Here is a 16,308-nt window from a genome sequence, read left to right on the forward strand (position 1 = left end):
CGGTAACGAGGCACAGGTGCTGGTGGAACAGCAGGGGCACACCAACCGGTGCAGCCGGTGTTCGATCACCACGGCTGTGATCGGTGGAATCTCGATCACCTGATGGCGCAGCGGCTCTGGATCCACGCCTTCCAACAGCTGACCGTAACGGCGGCAAGCCTGGGGGTGGTGCTCCAACACCTCATCCACCCGCTCGATCGGCAGCAGTTCCGGCCCAGATCCGGGATGGCCCGGCTGGCCGCCGCGCTTGCGGCCACTGCCCTTGCGCCGCTCGGGCGGCATACACCCCGGCCGATCCGTTCGCGCAGATGGGCCAGTTCAGTCGCCAGGGCGGTGAGCTGGATGCGGAGCTGCTCGATCTCCTCCTTCTGAGCTCGTAGCTTCCCCCTGCTGATCCAGGATGAACTTCCTGGCACCAGCTGGCCACGACAACCAGTCCGCCTCGGAAATGCCAGCAGGAGGGGCGCCCATCTCAAACAGTCTCTGCCTGAGATACAAACGGGAAGCAGGACGCCGTCAAGGGTTCAGCAGAGACGAAGTTCGGCGCGTGCTGCCCTGACCCCTGAACGGATACAAGCACCCTTAGGTTCTGCCCATCTCGTCTTGACGTGATACTGCCGCATTGGTTTACAGGTGGTCTCTATACGATGCGTTCCGCGGAGGCGCCACTCCAGTCCCTCAGCTCGAGTGGTTGGAGTTTGCGTGGGGGACGCCAGTACCCTTCACTCTTGACCTACATGCACAGGCAGATCACTGGTGAATCAAGAATCCTGCTGCGTGCGGCAACGATGGGCTCACCAGCTGCACGGGATGTTCGTGCTTAATCACTTGGTGCTGATCTGCTGCTGAGAGGAGCTTGCAACTGGTTTCGTGCGGATACCCCTGTGGTTCTGGTTACTCTCGAACTGAGCCCTTTCTGCAGCCCTTCAGCTACTGCGAGCAGGCTGTTGAATCCACTTAACGGAATTCTGGCCGTTTGTGCTGGTCGAAGCTGCGCTGCAGGGCGTCGTCGATTGTCAGCCCTACCGGTAGGTCGCCCCCGAAGGAGGTTCCCAGCACATGCCGGTAGAGCTTCGATTCCACAAGCCTGTAGGTGTCGGCTGGCAGGGGGATGTACCCCGCCTCCTCCACGAGACGCAGGCCATTGCCAACCGTGTACCCCACGAAGCTTCGGATCACGTCGTTGGCGCGCATCTGTTGGTCGTTCACATAGATGAACAGCGGCCGCGATAGCGGCCTGTAGCTGCCGTTCTGGGCTGAGGCCACCGATGGGGCTACGGCCATGCCATTGGGGGGAGCAATCGCGAGGGCCTTCAACCGGTTGGCATTGGCCCGGAAGTAGCTGAAGCCAAGGTAGCCCATCGCATTTTGCTCGTCGGCCACACACGCCACGATCACATTATCGTCCTCGCTGGTGTCCACATCGGTCCGTGAATTAGCTTTGTCGCCGTTGATCGCCTCGTTGAAGTAGTCGAAGGTCCCCGAATCACTGCCGGGGCCGCAGAGGCGTAGAGGGCGATCGGGCCAGTCAATGTTGATCTGGTTCCAGGCCTTCACCTTCCCTTCAGCTTGCTTTGACCAAGCTCTGGCCAGCTCCTTGGTGGTGATCTCCGAGGCCCAGTTGTTGCCAGCGTTCACCACCACGGTGAGTGCATCGAAGGCCAGCGGCAGCTCGATGAAGGTGATGCCCTTGTCGGCGCAGGCTTTGAGCTCGGCGCTGCTGATCGGCCGCGAGGCATTGGCGATTGGAATGGCACCCTGGCAGAACTCCCTCAGGCCTCCGGTGGTGCCCACCTCGCTGAGGGTCACGGTGACGTTGCGGCCCTGCTCGGTGCCGCTATAAGACTTGATCGCACGCTCGATAATTGGAAACACCGTGCTCGAGCCGCTGACGGCGATCGTGTCACCGCTGCTCGGGTCACGGCCCCCGCAGGAACTCAGCAGGGCTGCCAGGACAGCCGCCAGGGCCAGGCAACTGGGTCTTGTAGGGATCCGGAACGGCCCACGCTTGCAATCAGAACCGGAAGGCAGGCCAGCCATGGCTGCAGCACAAGACTGCACCCACCCTGACCCATCAAGGAGAGTTGTTGGTTAAGGGATGATTGAGGACTGGCCTTCTGACACAGTTCATCGCATCAGTCCGATCCTCGAGCCAATCGATCAGAAGCGCGGACAAGGCATCCGTTTTCGGTTGGTGATTGCAAGGCTGGCTAGGGCGGTGCCGGAGTTGAGGTCGAACAGGCTGATCACCACAGAAACCGCCAACTCAAAGGAATTGGACGCACCGATCATCGCTCCGGGAGCAGCGATGGCCTGGGGTTGGCGCCAGAGGCGCATCCACACTGCCGTGATCCAAATGATTAGTTATGTCTGCAGGATCAGTGGAATCGCCATCAGTACGACCGCCAGCGGCTCAGAAGAATCGCCCGGGCTTGCACCATGAACAGCAGCAGCACCGTGCCGTTCAGACTCACCATCGCCAGTGGCTTCAGGTCGTTGCTCCAGGTGCTTGAGGAGCCCCGGTGAGGGAAGCAGTTTCTGCTTCAGCAAAAGGCGGAGAGGGGCACCACCACAACAAGCCAACCGCAGTAAGCAAACTGTCCCACGGGATGAAGACCTCGCTCACCCCCAGCAGTAGGACGGCGATCGGCGCAGCAACCGCATTATTCAGATCGGACAGTGGGATCCCTTATCGCTCCTGCGACGAAGCGCCACTTTCACTTCAGGCTCACCCGGCCCTTGTCAATCAGTTGCTGGCGGAAGTAGCGGATGGAATGCCCTTGCTGAAACGCTGCTACTGAACCCTGTGTCGTGGGAAGGGGACGGAAGAGCTGCTGGATGCGTAGGGTCCACGCCAATGGCCGTCTCCCCATGATCGTGCGCACCCCACTAGTGGAACTCAGCACTCTGGAGGCGGTGGCCTACCGCCAGAAGTTGCGCGGTGGTCAGGCCGGTGTGGTGATCCTCCGCCATGACAGCCCCCAGCCCGGTCTGGCCCTGGTGAATCACCGCACCGGCGAACCCGATCTCTCCGCCAATGTGCCCCGGGACCGGTTCCCAAGGGAGGCCTTTCTTGAGGCTCTCGAGCTCACTTCCGGCCTTCCCTACAGCCGCCGGAGGCCCGTGAGATCCCTTGGCAGCACACCCCAGGCCTCTGCCAGCGCGGAGGCCACCGATGACTCCGACCAACTGGGATCCAGCTCACCAGAAGCCGTGGCCACAGTGGCCAGCGCGGACTACGCCGCGATCGTGAAGGCCTACACCAATCGCAAGGGTGAGCTCTCCTACGAACTGCTCAACAAGTCCCTGATTCAGGCCGCGCACTCCAATCCCTTCGTGGCCACCATGATCAGCCAGGTCACCACGCAGGACGAGATCCGCGACCACGTGGTCAAGGCAAATTTCGAGGCCGTGAGCGGCAACCGCCACCTCAGCACCGCCGAGGTGAGCAGCATCGTGGCACTTCTCGATGAGGTGAGTCCCCGTTCGGTTCTCCGGGAGCTCAACGATGAAATCCGCAGGATGCTAGGCCAGGCCGTGGGCTGACATTCAGTGTTCATATCTCTGCAGCTTGGCTGTGTAGCGGCATCAGCCTGTGACGACCTCGTGGTGAGCCGCTCCTCAAACAACTGGATACATCTTGCGGAGTCGCTACCTCCAAGAGATGGCTGAACTTTCGTATGGCTCTGATCGGCTCTGTCCTGCTGACGAAGCTCAGGCAAGGCTTCGAGGTCCACAACTACCAGCGCTACTGGCGGTGAAAGCGAAACCCCGAGCAGGCGCGAGTGGGAGATGCGAGGAACAGCAGCCTCAACCTCTCAGTAACGCCCCCTTCCCCCAGCTTCATTCACAGCGGCGCAGCACAAGCTCGATCGAGAGCTGGCCGGGAAACTGCTGAGCGAGCCATTGTCGCCAGTAGATCAGCCACTTCACTGAACCAGTTTACTCGAAGACGCCGTTTGCGCATGAGCATTCCAGAGGGATTGGCCCAAGCCTTGGTATTGAGCAGCACCGGCAAGTTCAGCTGCCATCGCCAGCCTGGGGTCGGTGCCCATCCCGCCATGCCAGTCGCCGAAAGAGAGCCCTTGCCCTCCTCATCCGCCGAGAAAGACCGGCTCACAGCCGCTGCACCGCGCTTGGCAGCCAATCTGGAGAGCCTGCTCAAGGACATGGAGTTGCTGCAGGCCGAGGAGGCCGATCGACGCGATCGCGTTGCCACGCCCTACGTCACTGCCGCCCAGAACCTGATCGATTACCTGGCGCTGCGGCGCCAAGACCTCAGGCCACTGCAGGATGAGCTTGCCAGCCTGGGGCTCTCCTCCCTGGGCCGCTGCGAAGCCAGTGTGCGTCACTCAGTGGAGAACGTTCTCACCATCCTTCGCCGCATTGGAGACCTTCCCGAGATCCCACCGCCCCGTTCCTCCGGCCAGGCTGTCGATCACCGTGGCGGTGCCGAGGCTGTTGCCCGAAACGCCGCCCGACTTCTCGGGGCCCCGATCGATCTGGATGACGCCTCGATCCTTGTCACCCTGCCCGTCGCAGCCGCCACGAATCCAGAGCTGGTGGAGGAATTGCTTGAGGCGGGGATGACGATTGCCCGGATCAATGCCGCTCACGACGACGCGCCGGTCTGGGAGCAGATGGTCCACAACGTCCGCCGGGCCTCGGCTGCAACCGGCCGCCCCTGCAGGATCACCATGGATCTGGCCGGGCCAAAGCTGCGGACGGGACCGCTGCAACCTGCCTCCCCCGTGCTGAGCGCCAAGCCTCGGCGGGATGCCTGCGGACGATTGTGCGAGCCGGCCCAGATCCTGCTGGTTCCTGTCCAACCCGGGCAGACCCATCAGTCCACAGCGTCGGCCCGGGGAGCCGACGCTGTGATTCCTTTCGTTGGAGACGGCTGGAAGGCACTGCAGCCGGGCACTGCTCTTCGCGGTATCGATGCTTCAGGGCGACAACGCACTCTTCGGGTGCGGAGACTCGGTCCTGAAGGCCTCTGGACCACGGCGACCCATCACTGGCATTTCACTCCGGGTCTGCGCCTTCTGGTGGAGAAGCCCCGCCTGGAGCTGAGGATCGATGCCCTTCCTGCTCCAGATGGATGTCTCCTTTTGCGACCGGGCGACCACCTGCGACTGACCGATGCCTGCGATCACGGCCGGCCGGCCGTGATTGATGCAGATGGACACGTACTCAAACCTGCACAGATCGGTTGCACCCTTCCAGGGGTGTTCTGCCAAGTGGAGCCTGGACAGCGGATCGCCTTTGATGACGGACGCATCGGAGGAGTGATCGTTTCCGCGAATCGAGAATGCCTGCTGGTGAAGATCACCAATGCGGGGAGCCGAGGCAGCCGCCTCCGTGCCGATCAGGGCATCAATTTTCCTAACGCCACCTTGGCCCTGCCCGCCCTGACACAGTGCGACCGGGCGGTGCTGCCCTTCGTCGCGCACCATGCCGACATCGTGAGCCTCTCGTTCGTCCAACAGCCGAGGGATGTGGAAGAACTCCACTCCATGCTGCAACAGATCGGCCGGCCAGACCTCAGCGTGATCCTCAAAATCGAGACCCGTCACGCGTTCGAGACCTTGCCCGCCCTGTTACTGGCCGCGATGGCCTCGAGCGCGCCGCTGGGTGTGATGATTGCCCGCGGTGATCTGGCGATCGAGTGCGGTTGGGAACGGCTAGCGGAGCTGCAAGAGGAGATCCTGCGTCTGTGTGAAGCTGCCCATCTCCCCTGCATCTGGGCAACGCAGGTACTCGATGAATTGGCCCACCACGGCGTCCCCACACGGGCTGAGATCAGTGATGCAGTACTGGGTGCGAGGGCAGAGGGAGTCATGCTGAATAAAGGACCCCATATCGCTAGCACCGTGCGGACATTGCACGGCATTCTGAAGCGCATGCACGGCCATCAGCACAAGACGCGCCCGCTGTTCCGCAGCCTCGAGCTGGCCACCCATCACCATTCCGGCCATTGGTGACGGAAGGAATCGTTTGGGGGCAGCGCGGACTGCGCAACGGGATCAGGGTGCCTTAGCGCCAGCGGCATCAGGATTCAACCTCGCAGGATCCTGGTCGGGATTTTAAGTTCATCAGGCGATCTTCAAGGGACTGGAGCATCTCCAGACCGAATAGAGGCAGTTCCTGCAGAGCAAAGAAGAATTGGGTCCGATTCATCACCAGCAGTTTGGCATCGCTCAGGGCGATGGCATTGCCGTAACGTCGATGCTCAGGATCCACCAGCGCACCCACACCAAAACAGTTGCCAACTCCCAGGGTCTCCTGCATCTGCCCCTCGTTCCAGTCCACCTTTACGGATCCTGAGACGATGCCGTATAGGCAGTCGCCCCAGTCGCCACTGCTGAAGATCACCTCTCCGGCGTCAAAATTCCGGGTGTTGTCGTCATGAGAGAGGGCCCGGATCGTGGAGAGGGCGCCTTCGAAAGCGGGGGTCATGGTGAGAGGAAGTGAGGGAATTAGTTGATGGAAACAGCCAGAGCCTGCCGTGGTTGCACCGCACAGGCCAGCTCCAACGGCAGGGGCTTGACCTGCCAGATGGCCTCGGCGTACTCGCGAATGGATCGATCAGAGGAGAAGAAACCACTGCGCGCGGTGTTCAACAGAGAGCGCCGTTGCCACTCGCTCCGATTGTGCCAGCTGCCGTCCACCTCCTGCTGCACCCGCAGGTAGTCATCGATGTCAGCGAGAACGAAGAAGGGATCTTGCTCGAGCAGATTGCGCACCAGGGGCTGGAACAGATCGGCGTCACCGTCGCTGAAGTGTCCCATGCCGATAAGGCTAATCGCTTCGCGTAGTTCCGGCAGTCTGTCTAGCACTTCCCATGGTCGATGGCCATCGCTGCGCAGCGAGGCAATCTCCTTGGCGTTATGGCCGAAGAGGAAGAAATTCTCTGCCCCCACCTCTCTGAGGATCTCCACGTTGGCCCCATCGAGAGTTCCGATGGTGAGGGCCCCGTTGAGGCAGAACTTCATGTTTCCGGTGCCGGAGGCCTCCATGCCTGCAGTGGAGATTTGCTCGGACAAATCGGCGGCGGGAACGATCGCCTCGCTGAGACGCACGTTGTAGTCAGCCAGGAACACCACTTTGAGAAGGCCCTGGAGATCGTGGTCAGCGTTGACAACGTCGGCGATGCCATGGATCAGCCGGATGATCAGCTTCGCCATGGCATAGCCCGGAGCTGCCTTCCCCGCAAAGATCACTGTGCGGGGCGCCCTATCGCGGACCAGGCCATTCTTGATCCGTAGGTAGTCGATGACTAGCCGCAGGGCGTTGAGGTGCTGCCGCTTGTATTCATGGATCCGCTTCACCTGGACATCGAACAGGCTGGTGGGGTCAACCAGCAGCGATGAGCGCTCGTGGATCAATCCCGCCAGCCGGCGCTTACCCTCCAGCCGGCAGGCCCCCCAGCGCTCCAGAAATCCCGTGTCTCCGGCATGGTCTTCCAGTTCCCGCAGGGCCTCTGGACGGGTGAGCCAGTCGGCGCCGAGGGTCTCGTTCAGCAGCTCGGCCAGGGGCGGATTGGCAAGAGCCAGCCAGCGTCGTGGTGTCACGCCGTTGGTGACGTTTGTGAATCGCTCTGGCCAGAACCGGGCGAAGTCCGCCAGCAACTGTGTGCGGATCAGATCGCTGTGCAGGGCGGCCACTCCATTGATCCGATGCGAGCCGACAGTGGCCAGGTGGGCCATGCGTACTGCTTTCCCTCCCTCTTCGTCGATGATCGACATCCGCCGCACGAGGTCGACGTCGCCGGGGGTTGACAGCCGCACCTGCTGGAGAAAGCGGGCATTGATTTCGTAGATGATCTCCAGATGCCTAGGCAGCAAGGACTGGAAGAGGTTTAGATCCCAGCATTCCAATGCTTCCGGCAGCAGGGTGTGATTTGTATAGGAAAGAGAGCGGGTGGTGATTTCCCAAGCCCTCATCCACGGGAGTCGATGCTCATCGATCAGCAGTCGCATCAGTTCCGCCACGGCGATGGCGGGATGGGTGTCGTTCAGCTGCACGGCCCAGTGATCAGCAAACTCCTCCAACGGAATCTCCCGCTGATGCAGGCTGCGCAACATATCCTGCAGGGAGCAACTCACAAAGAAATACTGCTGTCTGAGCCGCAGGCGGCGGCCCTGATTTGTGCCATCATTCGGATAGAGCACCTTGGAGAGCGTCTCTGAGGCAACCTTGCTCTCAACCGCCGCAAAGTAGTCTCCGCGATCGAAGGCCCCCAGATCAAAGGCCTCGCATGGTGCGGCCCGCCAGAGCCTCAGGCGGCCGCAGGTATTCACGCCGTAGCCCAGTACTGGCACGTCGTGAGGGATGCCGATGACTCGGGTCTCTGGAATCCATTGACTATGGAGGTGGCCGTTCTCATCGGTTGCGCTGCGGGTACAGCCTCCGAAACCCACGCAACAGCTTTTATCGGGCTGCACCAGTTCCCAGGGCCAGCCTCCCTTGAGCCAGTTGTCGGTGATCTCCACCTGCCAGCCGTCGCGGATCATCTGGTCGAAGATGCCGAATTCATAGCGAAGTCCGTATCCCGTTGCTGGGATTTCCAGGGTGGCTAGCGATTCCAGGAAACAGGCGGCCAGGCGGCCAAGCCCGCCGTTGCCTAGTCCCGGTTCCTCCTCCACCGCCAGCACCTCCTCGAGCGTGGCTGTTCCGATGACATGTAGCGCCTCGGCCGCTTCTGCACGGATATCGAGCATCAACAGGTTGTTACCCAGTTGCGGGCCGATCAGGAACTCAGCCGAGAGATAGGCCACCGCCTTGGCCCGATGTTCGCGAAGGGCATCTTTGTAAGCCAGATGGCGGACCATCAGACGGTCCCGCACGGCATGGCTGAGGGCGAGATAGAGATCGTGAGTACTGGCGTTCTGAACGCGTCTGCCAAGCGTGAAGAAGAGATGCTCGGTCATCCCGTCGAAGAGATCAGCGGCAGTGAGGCCCGCGCGCTGGGGATCTGCGTAGCTGGAGGGCTCCGGTGTCTGATGCTCCAGCGAAGGAGATTTGGTCATGGACACACCAGGACTTCCTCCCCACGGTCGGCCGGGAAGGTTAAGTAATAGGTACATCTCGGATTTTGTTACAACCACCGCCCCCGCTTCCACGGGGCCCACCATGGCCTCGGTGTGATCGACATGACCGTGGAGCCATCCCAGGGCCCGGTACTCGTCTGCGGGCTTGGATCGCTGGGTCAGACCTGCCTGCTGCGCTTGCTCGACTTCGGGGTGCCGCTCTGGGGTGTTGATCTGGTTCCGCCGGTCTGGGAGCATCCCGACCTGGAGAACGTCCTTGCAGGACGACTGGTTCTGGGGGACATGCGTAGCCCCCGAAACCTGAGCCGTGCAGCTGTTTCTGCCGCCAGGGCCGTTCTGCTGGTGAGTTCCAGAAGCAGCGTGAACTTCGAAGCAGCCCTGCAAGTGCGCCTGCTCAATCCAACGACGCACATCGTGGTGCGCTCCTCCACCCCCCAGACCTCACTGGGGGCCCTGATGGAGCGAAGGCTCCCAGGGATTGCCGTAGTCGATCCCCTTCTGCTTACCGCCAGCGCCGTGGCCCAGGCGCTGGGACCGTCAGACCAGGAAGCCACCTTTCTGGCGGATGGACAGATGTTTGAGGTCTACCACTCGGAAGCCAGCAGACATGAGGAGAGCCATGCCATCGATTCCCGTCATATCCGTGCTGTACAGCTCCCCCCGGAAAGCCGCTGGGTGCAGCCACCCGCTGGCCTGACCCTGATGGCGCCGATGGGGTTTCGGAAGGCGCGCACATCTGGACAGAACTCCAGTTTTCAGCCCTTTCCCCTTAGGAGGTCCATCGCACAGCCAGGAACCTTTTCGCGTCACCAGATCCATGCTCTGCTACGCAGTCTGGGCAGCAGCCTCAGCAGAATCGTGGCCTGGTGCAAGCAACGTCCGCCTCTGACGGCCATTTCTGCCGCGGTTCTCACCGTGTTGCTTCTCCTTGGGGTGGCCTCCTTTTCCGGACGCGAGGGTTGGAAGCAAGGCCTGTTCGTCACCCTGGCTCTGCTCAAGGGCGAATACGTGGATCCAGTGAACCTGGTGCTGCAACAGGACAGCATCGCTTCGGTGGATGAAAAGCTGATCGCTTTCACCCTCCTCTATTCCCTGATCGGGACCCTGCTCACCTCGGCATTGGTGGCGGTGATCCTCGATCGGCTGCTCCAGGAACGATTGGGCATGGCTTCACCCCGCCGCCTCAGAAGAGGCAGTTCTCAGATCCTTCTGGTGGATGGTGGAGCACTTGCCACCGAGGTGGCCGTCTATCTGAAGCGGGAGCGGTTCTCCGTCATCAGGGTGGAAACGGAGAATGAGACCCTGCGGCGGTGCGAGAAAGGGGCGGTGGTGTTCAGTCAGCTGGAGACCGCTCTGACCCGGTTGCGGCGCTGCAGGTTGGAAGCGGTCGCTCTGCTCTCGGAAGATCTGCTTGCCAATCTTCAGGCTGCTCTCTCCTTGGAGGAAAGCCATCCGGAGGCTCAGCTGGTGATCCTTGCCCATGCTGTGGGAGCTGCGGAACAGCTGGGGGAGCTGCTGGGAGGGATCACGATCGTTTCGATCATGGATGTGGCAGCCGATGCCGTGGTGGCGACGGCCTTCGGGGAGCGGGTGGAGGGAGTACTGCGCATCAACAGTTCCAACCTCCTCCTGGTCCGCTACCGGGTCGAGGAGGAAGACACTCTGAACGGACGCAGCGTCTCGCGTATCGCCAATGGCTACGGTGTGAATATTATCACTCTGTGCCAGAGTCACGGGGAGAACTCCAGTGCCTTCCCTGTTCCTGAAACGACGATAATGGTTGGCGACCAGATGGTCGTTCTGGCAGATCTGGCTGCACTCAGACGCGTCGAACTTGGCCTCGCCGTGCCGCCCGGCTGCCGGCTGCGCCTGCAATGCAACCTGCCTGCAGAGGCTCATTTTGAAGTCCGCCAGTGCCTCGCCCGTTTTCTCGGCCTGCCCCCCGGGGCCACGGCTGCCTGGCTGGACGGTCGTGAGCATGTGACTGATCCAATCGATGAGGTACTTGCTCAACGTCTGCGCGATCGTCTCCGTCGGCTGGGGGTGAACTGCTTGATCGAAACGATGGGCTGCGACTCCACCGCATGACACTCCCATCGCTTTACCCCTCCAGCGGCGGCAGATCACCGGCAAATGGCAGTGATACCAAGTCACCGCCCTTGGCCTGATCATGAAGAGCTCTCCATGGCCGAGACCAGAGAGGTCGATCTCGACAGGATCATGCCGGTTGATCACATGGTTGACGGCAAACAACTAGGCATCAAGAATGCCCACTTCCTCTTGGGAGTCGCCACATCTTTGGCACCTGTAGGGTGTCGAGGAGAGAGACTGCCGTCGTTAGCGGTGGATCGGCAATTCACCCTTTCTGCCTTTGGTTAAAACGCCATTAAGTCTTCAGTATGCTTCTGTAAGGAGTGTCCTCGCTAACGAGTGGTCTCCGTAGCCCTGTCAGTTTAGGGGCCTTCTTGTAAGGACCTCATGCGGCGCGGGGAGCACCCGTCTCGCGGACAAGGCGTTTTGGGAGAGATCGACGAGAGGAACGCCTTGGCTGAGCCTGTAGAAGTTTTCGCTCAGAACCGGCATCGAGAAGTACCAGGACTTCGCGCTGATGGCTGTCCAGATAGGTTGTGAAGTACACGTCCTCAGGGATCTTCGAGCAGCGCTGAACCGAACCGTCACGCAGGAGAAAAAGGGGCATGAGACAAAGGCAGGAATGACCCCATGACGCCACACTGATCGATCCATGTCCAGCGGTAGTTTGCGGGGGTCAGATCAGTAGCACTTATCTCGGCTGTCCAAGCCTCCACTTTGCTCCCCTGACTTATGGGTCTTGTCAGGAAACCGTGAAGACTGCAATGCCCTGTGCAGACCCGCCGACCTCTGACGGGATGACTGAGCTCCACCTGCTCTGGATACAGCCAGATTCCCGGAAGTAGGCGCTTAGCTCGGTTTGAACTTGTCGGTTGCGTCCCAGTCCTCGGGGTCCTTCTCCTATGTCGGAACCACCTCCCCCTGAAACCGCCAGGCCTTCCTCCAGTTTTAGTGGGTCGCAACGTGGATGACCTGCCCTTCGGAAATCCGGGCCAAGCTCTTCCGTTGCAGCGGGCTCATCCGTCTCCTCACATCAGCCTTGACAGCCTCGCTGTAACGAGGCATTGGTCATGTCCTCAAGCCCCCGGGTGTACGGATGAGGGGTGACATCTTTCCTGAACCCGGGGGCACGTGTGGGTGCTGCGGCGCAATCAGGCCGAGCATGAGATGCGGTTGGCCTCGCTGACCGTCATCCACTCTGGCGGGTGATCATCGTCGTCTGCTGACCCAGAAAGGTTTTGGCTCCCAAGGCGTGCTATTCGCCGATAGCTTGCGCGACCTGCTGCGGAGCCTGGCGGTCATGCAGAGCCTGTTGCTGGATCTGGTCACGATCTTCGCCTTGTCGGTAGCCGCTGCGGTGGTGTGCCATCGCCTACGGCTACCTTCGGCGATCGGGCTGCTGTTGGCCGGGGTGATAGCCGGACCCCATGCGTTGCAGCTGGTGCGCAATGCCCACGAGATCGAGCTGCTGGCCGAGATCGGGGTGGTGCTGCTGCTGTTTGTGATCGGGCTGGAGATCTCGATCGCCGACTTGGAGCGTCTGAAGCGGTTCTTCGCGATCGGCGGCACTGTCCAGTTCTTCGGCACCGCGGCAGTGGTCACCCTGCTGCTGCCGCTCACCGGCCTGGTGCCGCAGCAGAGCGTCTACCTCGGTTTTGTAGTGGCGCTCTCGAGCACAGCGATCGTGCTGCGGGTTCTTCAGGAGCGCGGCGAACTGGAAACCCCTCACGGCCGCTCGATTCTCTCGATCCTGATCTACCAGGACATCGGCGTGGTGCCGGTGATGCTCACCGCACCGCTATTGGCGGGGATGGCGGGACTAGCCAGCAAGGGAGGCGGCAGCGGCCTCGCCGATCTGGGCGCGCTGCTGCTCAAGGTGCTTCTGGTGGCGGCCTTCGGCTACAGCGCCTACCGCTGGATCGTGCCATGGGTGCTGGAGCGCATCACCCGCACCCGCAGTTCCGAGGCCTTTCTCCTGGGGGTGTTCATGCTCTGCGGGGGCATCGCGGTGCTCACCCAGTCGCTCGGGCTTTCGCTGGCGCTGGGGGCCTTCCTGGCGGGCTTCATCCTTTCGGAATCCGACTATTCCCATCAGGCGGTGGCGGTGATGCTGCCGTTCCGCGATGTGCTGATGAGCCTGTTCTTCATTTCGATCGGCATGCTTCTCGATCTGAAGGTGCTGACCGCCAACCTCGGCCCGATGTTGCTGCTCACGGCCATGGTGCTACTCATCAAGCCGCTGATCGCCGCCTCCGCCTCGCTTGCTGTGGGACTGCCCCTGCGCCAGTCCGTGCTCTCCGGCATGGCCTTAGCCCAGGTGGGTGAGTTTTCGCTGGTGGCCACCAAGGCGGGTGTCAGCTCCGGCCTGCTGTCGCAGGAGGTGTTTCAGAGCGTGCTGGTGGTGGCGGTGCTGAGCATGCTGGCCACACCGCTGCTGATCCAGGCCGCCCCGAAGCTGGCGGAGCAGCTGGCCGCTACACCGCTTGGCCACTGGAGCGATCGCCGCAGCCAGCAGGTGCTCGTTGGCGCCGCGCCGCAGGAGGCCCCCAGCGTGCTGATCGTGGGATTCGGAGTGACGGGTCGCAACTTGGCTGCCAGCTGCCAGCACTGTGATGTGCCCTATGCCGTGGTGGAGCTCAACGCCGCCCTGGTGCGGAAAGCCCGCAGCGAAGGCATCCCGATCCACTACGGAGATGCCAGCCAGCCGGCCATTCTCGAGCTGGTGCGAACCCATCAGGCCCGGGCGATCGTGGTAGTGATTGACGATCCCGGCGCGGCTCGGCGCATCGTGGAACTCGCCCGGCGCCTTGCACCGGATGCGTTCATCCTGGTGCGCACCCGCTACCTCCGTGAAGTGGAGCCCCTCTCCCAGTTGGGGGCGGATGAGGTGATCGCCGATGAGCTGGAGGTGTCGATCGAGGTCTTCTCCCGCGTACTGGCCCGGATGCTTGTGCCACGCGAGCGGATCAAGGAGTTGATTGGCGATGTGCGGGGCGAGTGGCGACAGATGGCCCGCAGCCTTTCGCCGGAGGCGACAAGGGTTCATGACCTACGGGTGGTGCTGCCAAATCTGGCCACCCACAGCATCCCTCTGCGCGAGGACAACCCATGGGTGGGCCAGACCATCGCCTCCAGTCGCCTGCGAGATGACCACGGGGTGACGGTGCTGGCAGTGCAGCGCTCCGGGGCGACCCTGGCCAACCCCCGTGGTGATGTGAAGCTTCAGGCCGGCGATGTGCTGTTTGTGATCGGCCCGGAGCAGTGGGATCCCGTCCTGACCTGACCAGCGGCACCTCGGGCGCCTCAGCTCCGATCCCCTTCAGCCCTGCCCCAACGAATGGAGGGTCACAGCCACGTGATCTGGATCCGCACCTGCTTGCAACTGCAGAACGCCGATCGACAGCGCTGCAGGAAAACGATGTAGCTGCTCGACAGTCGTGGCGACATTGAAGCTCAGCCGCAGGCCCGGCGGCAGCACGGCGGGCTCCGGATCGGGGTCGAACAGCCGGTCGATCAATGGCTCCAGGGCGGTGCGCAGCGCCACGAACACGTGGTCGCGGAGCTGCTGGCTCGCCACCAGGGAGACGGGCTTGACGGTGTAGTCGACGATCTCACCATCCACCTTCCGCAGGGCGTTGATCTCCACCGACAGGACCGGGGTGAGATCAGCCGCGCCACCAGGATGAGCACCTGGGCGATGAGCAGGCCCTCCCAGGCCACCGCCAGCAGGCGGCTGGGGAAGCTGAGCAGCCCCAGCATCACGAACAGCACGATCACGGCGATGTAGGCGGCCAGGAAGCCGCTGCCCCCCAGCACCGCCGCCGCTCTGAACACCACCAGCCCGAAGGCCAGCGCCAGCAGCGGATACAGGACTGGGTAGTCGATGTTGACGCGATTCACTGCCGCCGTGGCCAGGCGTCCCACCAACAGCCCCGCGATGGTGCATGGTGCCGACGCCGAACTGGCCGAGGAACAGCCACAGCAGGGCCTGGGGTGAATCTGCGCTGCCGATGATCACACCAATCAGGCTAAACGTGAGGAAGATCGCCATCGGATCGTTGGCACCGCTCTCCACCTCGAGCGTGGCGGTGGCCGCTCCGGCAGCCGCAGGCCACTGCTGTGGAGCACCGAGAACACGGCGGCGGAATCGGTGGAGCCGACGATGCTGCCCACCAGCAGGCCCTGCAGCAGCGGAAGCCCCAGCACCCAGGCTGCCGCCAAGCTGGTGGGCAGCACACCGAGGGTGGAGAGGGCCAGTGCCGGTTTCCAGACGCGGCGCACGGCCTCCAGCGGTGTGCAAAGCCCCCCGTCGAGCAGGATCAGGGCCAGGGCGACGTCAAACGGCGTGCCTATCGCTGCATCGAGGCGGCAAGGGAAGCGGCCCGCCTTCTGTCATCCCGCGGCTGGCTGAAGCAGGCATAAAGCCCTATTGCCCTGAACCGCCAGCTGTCCGATCGGGACCCCATCGATAACCGGGAGGCTCCAGAGCATGGAAGACACCCCACCTGAGCAACCGTCAGGAGTGAGCTGACGATCCGGCCCCTGCTCCAACACTCTCAACGGATCACTGGCTTCCCTGGCGTGTGACGGCTGCTTTGTTGAAACAGCCCTGGCGCCGTCCATTGCACCGTTCACGAGCTCCGGCTCCAGGTGCCCCGGACCCAACGGGAAGCCCCAATTGTCACCTGGCCCCAGGTGCCAGCGTCAGCAGCTCCGCCCACCACACCATGATCAAAGCCCGGTGGCCTCGTCACCGGGCTTTGTCGTGCAACCCCTTGCCATGGCTGACCTCGCTCAGATCCACCAGGCCCTGGTCGAGGACTACCGCGAGTCCTTCCAAATCGCCGCCGGCAAGCTGCTCGCCCAACCCAGCTGGACCCTGGAAGCCACCGTGGTGCTGATGCACCTCCACAGCGGTGCCGTCACGATCGGGCCGGTGCAGAGCCTGCCCCTATGGCTGGAGCACCTCCCGCCAGAGCTGGATGTCTTCGTGCGGCTGCAGGAGCAGGGAACGCCCTTCGAGGAGGCCTACGCCCAGTGCCTGGCCGAGCAGGGGCAGGAGTTCACAGACGCCTGCGAAGCCGCCAAGCGGAGCAAGCCGCTGGTCACCCACGACAACCTGGCCGAGCTCACCGCCCTCTCCCAGAAAGGGTTTGCGAGGGAG

Annotated in this window: 12 protein-coding genes; 5 read left to right on the forward strand and 7 right to left on the reverse strand. The window is 62.3% G+C overall.

Annotated elements, in window-relative coordinates; genetic code table 11:
* From KQ310_RS06620 to KQ310_RS06630, 3 genes are all read right to left on the reverse strand, one after another.
* The coding region (locus tag KQ310_RS06620; protein ID WP_259720980.1) for an IS66 family transposase zinc-finger binding domain-containing protein at window positions 1–282 on the reverse strand (282 nt) is incomplete at its 3' end.
* 675 nt (window positions 283–957) lie between these two features.
* Window positions 958–2,040 carry a PstS family phosphate ABC transporter substrate-binding protein gene (locus KQ310_RS06625; RefSeq protein WP_259720981.1) on the reverse strand — a complete coding sequence of 361 codons (1,083 nt, stop codon included), beginning with the start codon at window positions 2,038–2,040 and terminating at the stop codon, window positions 958–960.
* A gap of 120 nt (window positions 2,041–2,160) precedes the next feature.
* Entirely contained in the window at window positions 2,161–2,337 is a 177-nt protein-coding gene (locus KQ310_RS06630) for a hypothetical protein (protein WP_259720982.1), read from the reverse strand.
* 501 nt (window positions 2,338–2,838) lie between these two features.
* Here KQ310_RS06630 and KQ310_RS06635 point away from each other — a divergent pair.
* The gene (locus tag KQ310_RS06635; protein WP_259720983.1) at window positions 2,839–3,546 is read left to right on the forward strand and encodes a hypothetical protein; all 708 of its coding nucleotides are present in this window, start codon (window positions 2,839–2,841) and stop codon (window positions 3,544–3,546) included.
* A gap of 419 nt (window positions 3,547–3,965) precedes the next feature.
* Window positions 3,966–5,984, forward strand: coding sequence for a pyruvate kinase (locus tag KQ310_RS06640; RefSeq protein WP_259720984.1), 2,019 nt, complete (start codon window positions 3,966–3,968; stop codon window positions 5,982–5,984).
* Window positions 5,985–6,051: 67 nt separating this feature from the next.
* Here KQ310_RS06640 and KQ310_RS06645 read toward each other — a convergent pair whose 3' ends face one another.
* Both KQ310_RS06645 and KQ310_RS06650 read right to left on the reverse strand, forming a co-directional pair.
* On the reverse strand, window positions 6,052–6,459 hold the full coding sequence (locus KQ310_RS06645) for a Crp/Fnr family transcriptional regulator (RefSeq protein WP_259720985.1): 408 nt from the start codon (window positions 6,457–6,459) through the stop codon (window positions 6,052–6,054).
* Between the two features lie 20 nt (window positions 6,460–6,479).
* Window positions 6,480–9,032, reverse strand: coding sequence for a glycogen/starch/alpha-glucan phosphorylase (locus KQ310_RS06650; RefSeq protein WP_259720986.1), 2,553 nt, complete (start codon window positions 9,030–9,032; stop codon window positions 6,480–6,482).
* A 123-nt stretch (window positions 9,033–9,155) separates the two neighbouring features.
* Here KQ310_RS06650 and KQ310_RS06655 point away from each other — a divergent pair, with 123 nt between their 5' ends.
* Together KQ310_RS06655 and KQ310_RS06660 are read left to right on the forward strand one after the other, a co-directional pair.
* On the forward strand, window positions 9,156–11,141 hold the full coding sequence (locus KQ310_RS06655; RefSeq protein ID WP_259720987.1) for a TrkA C-terminal domain-containing protein: 1,986 nt from the start codon (window positions 9,156–9,158) through the stop codon (window positions 11,139–11,141).
* Between the two features lie 1,255 nt (window positions 11,142–12,396).
* Window positions 12,397–14,427 carry a cation:proton antiporter gene (locus KQ310_RS06660; protein WP_259720988.1) on the forward strand — a complete coding sequence of 677 codons (2,031 nt, stop codon included), beginning with the start codon at window positions 12,397–12,399 and terminating at the stop codon, window positions 14,425–14,427.
* 36 nt (window positions 14,428–14,463) lie between these two features.
* Here KQ310_RS06660 and KQ310_RS06665 read toward each other — a convergent pair whose 3' ends face one another.
* Together KQ310_RS06665 and KQ310_RS06670 are read right to left on the reverse strand one after the other, a co-directional pair.
* Window positions 14,464–14,790: a hypothetical protein gene (locus KQ310_RS06665; protein ID WP_259720989.1), complete on the reverse strand. Its 327-nt coding sequence runs from the start codon at window positions 14,788–14,790 to the stop codon at window positions 14,464–14,466.
* Window positions 14,791–15,167: 377 nt separating this feature from the next.
* The gene (locus KQ310_RS06670) at window positions 15,168–15,425 is read right to left on the reverse strand and encodes a cation:proton antiporter (protein WP_259720990.1); all 258 of its coding nucleotides are present in this window, start codon (window positions 15,423–15,425) and stop codon (window positions 15,168–15,170) included.
* 499 nt (window positions 15,426–15,924) lie between these two features.
* On the opposite strand from KQ310_RS06670, the gene KQ310_RS06675 reads away from it, so the two are divergent.
* The coding region (locus KQ310_RS06675; protein WP_259720991.1) for a hypothetical protein at window positions 15,925–16,308 on the forward strand (384 nt) is incomplete at its 3' end.

The sequence above is a fragment of the Synechococcus sp. CS-1328 genome, assembly GCF_025128095.1.
Lineage (GTDB): Bacteria > Cyanobacteriota > Cyanobacteriia > PCC-6307 > Cyanobiaceae > CBW1002.

Coding starts and splice junctions, on each gene's coding strand:
- KQ310_RS06630 (WP_259720982.1), bottom strand. CDS start 2,337: ATGCGCCTCTGGCGCCAACCCCAGGCCATCGCTGCTCCCGGAGCGATG.
- KQ310_RS06640 (WP_259720984.1), top strand. CDS start 3,966: ATGAGCATTCCAGAGGGATTGGCCCAAGCCTTGGTATTGAGCAGCACC.
- KQ310_RS06625 (WP_259720981.1), bottom strand. CDS start 2,040: ATGGCTGGCCTGCCTTCCGGTTCTGATTGCAAGCGTGGGCCGTTCCGG.
- KQ310_RS06635 (WP_259720983.1), top strand. CDS start 2,839: ATGCGTAGGGTCCACGCCAATGGCCGTCTCCCCATGATCGTGCGCACC.
- KQ310_RS06650 (WP_259720986.1), bottom strand. CDS start 9,032: ATGACCAAATCTCCTTCGCTGGAGCATCAGACACCGGAGCCCTCCAGC.
- KQ310_RS06645 (WP_259720985.1), bottom strand. CDS start 6,459: ATGACCCCCGCTTTCGAAGGCGCCCTCTCCACGATCCGGGCCCTCTCT.
- KQ310_RS06655 (WP_259720987.1), top strand. CDS start 9,156: ATGACCGTGGAGCCATCCCAGGGCCCGGTACTCGTCTGCGGGCTTGGA.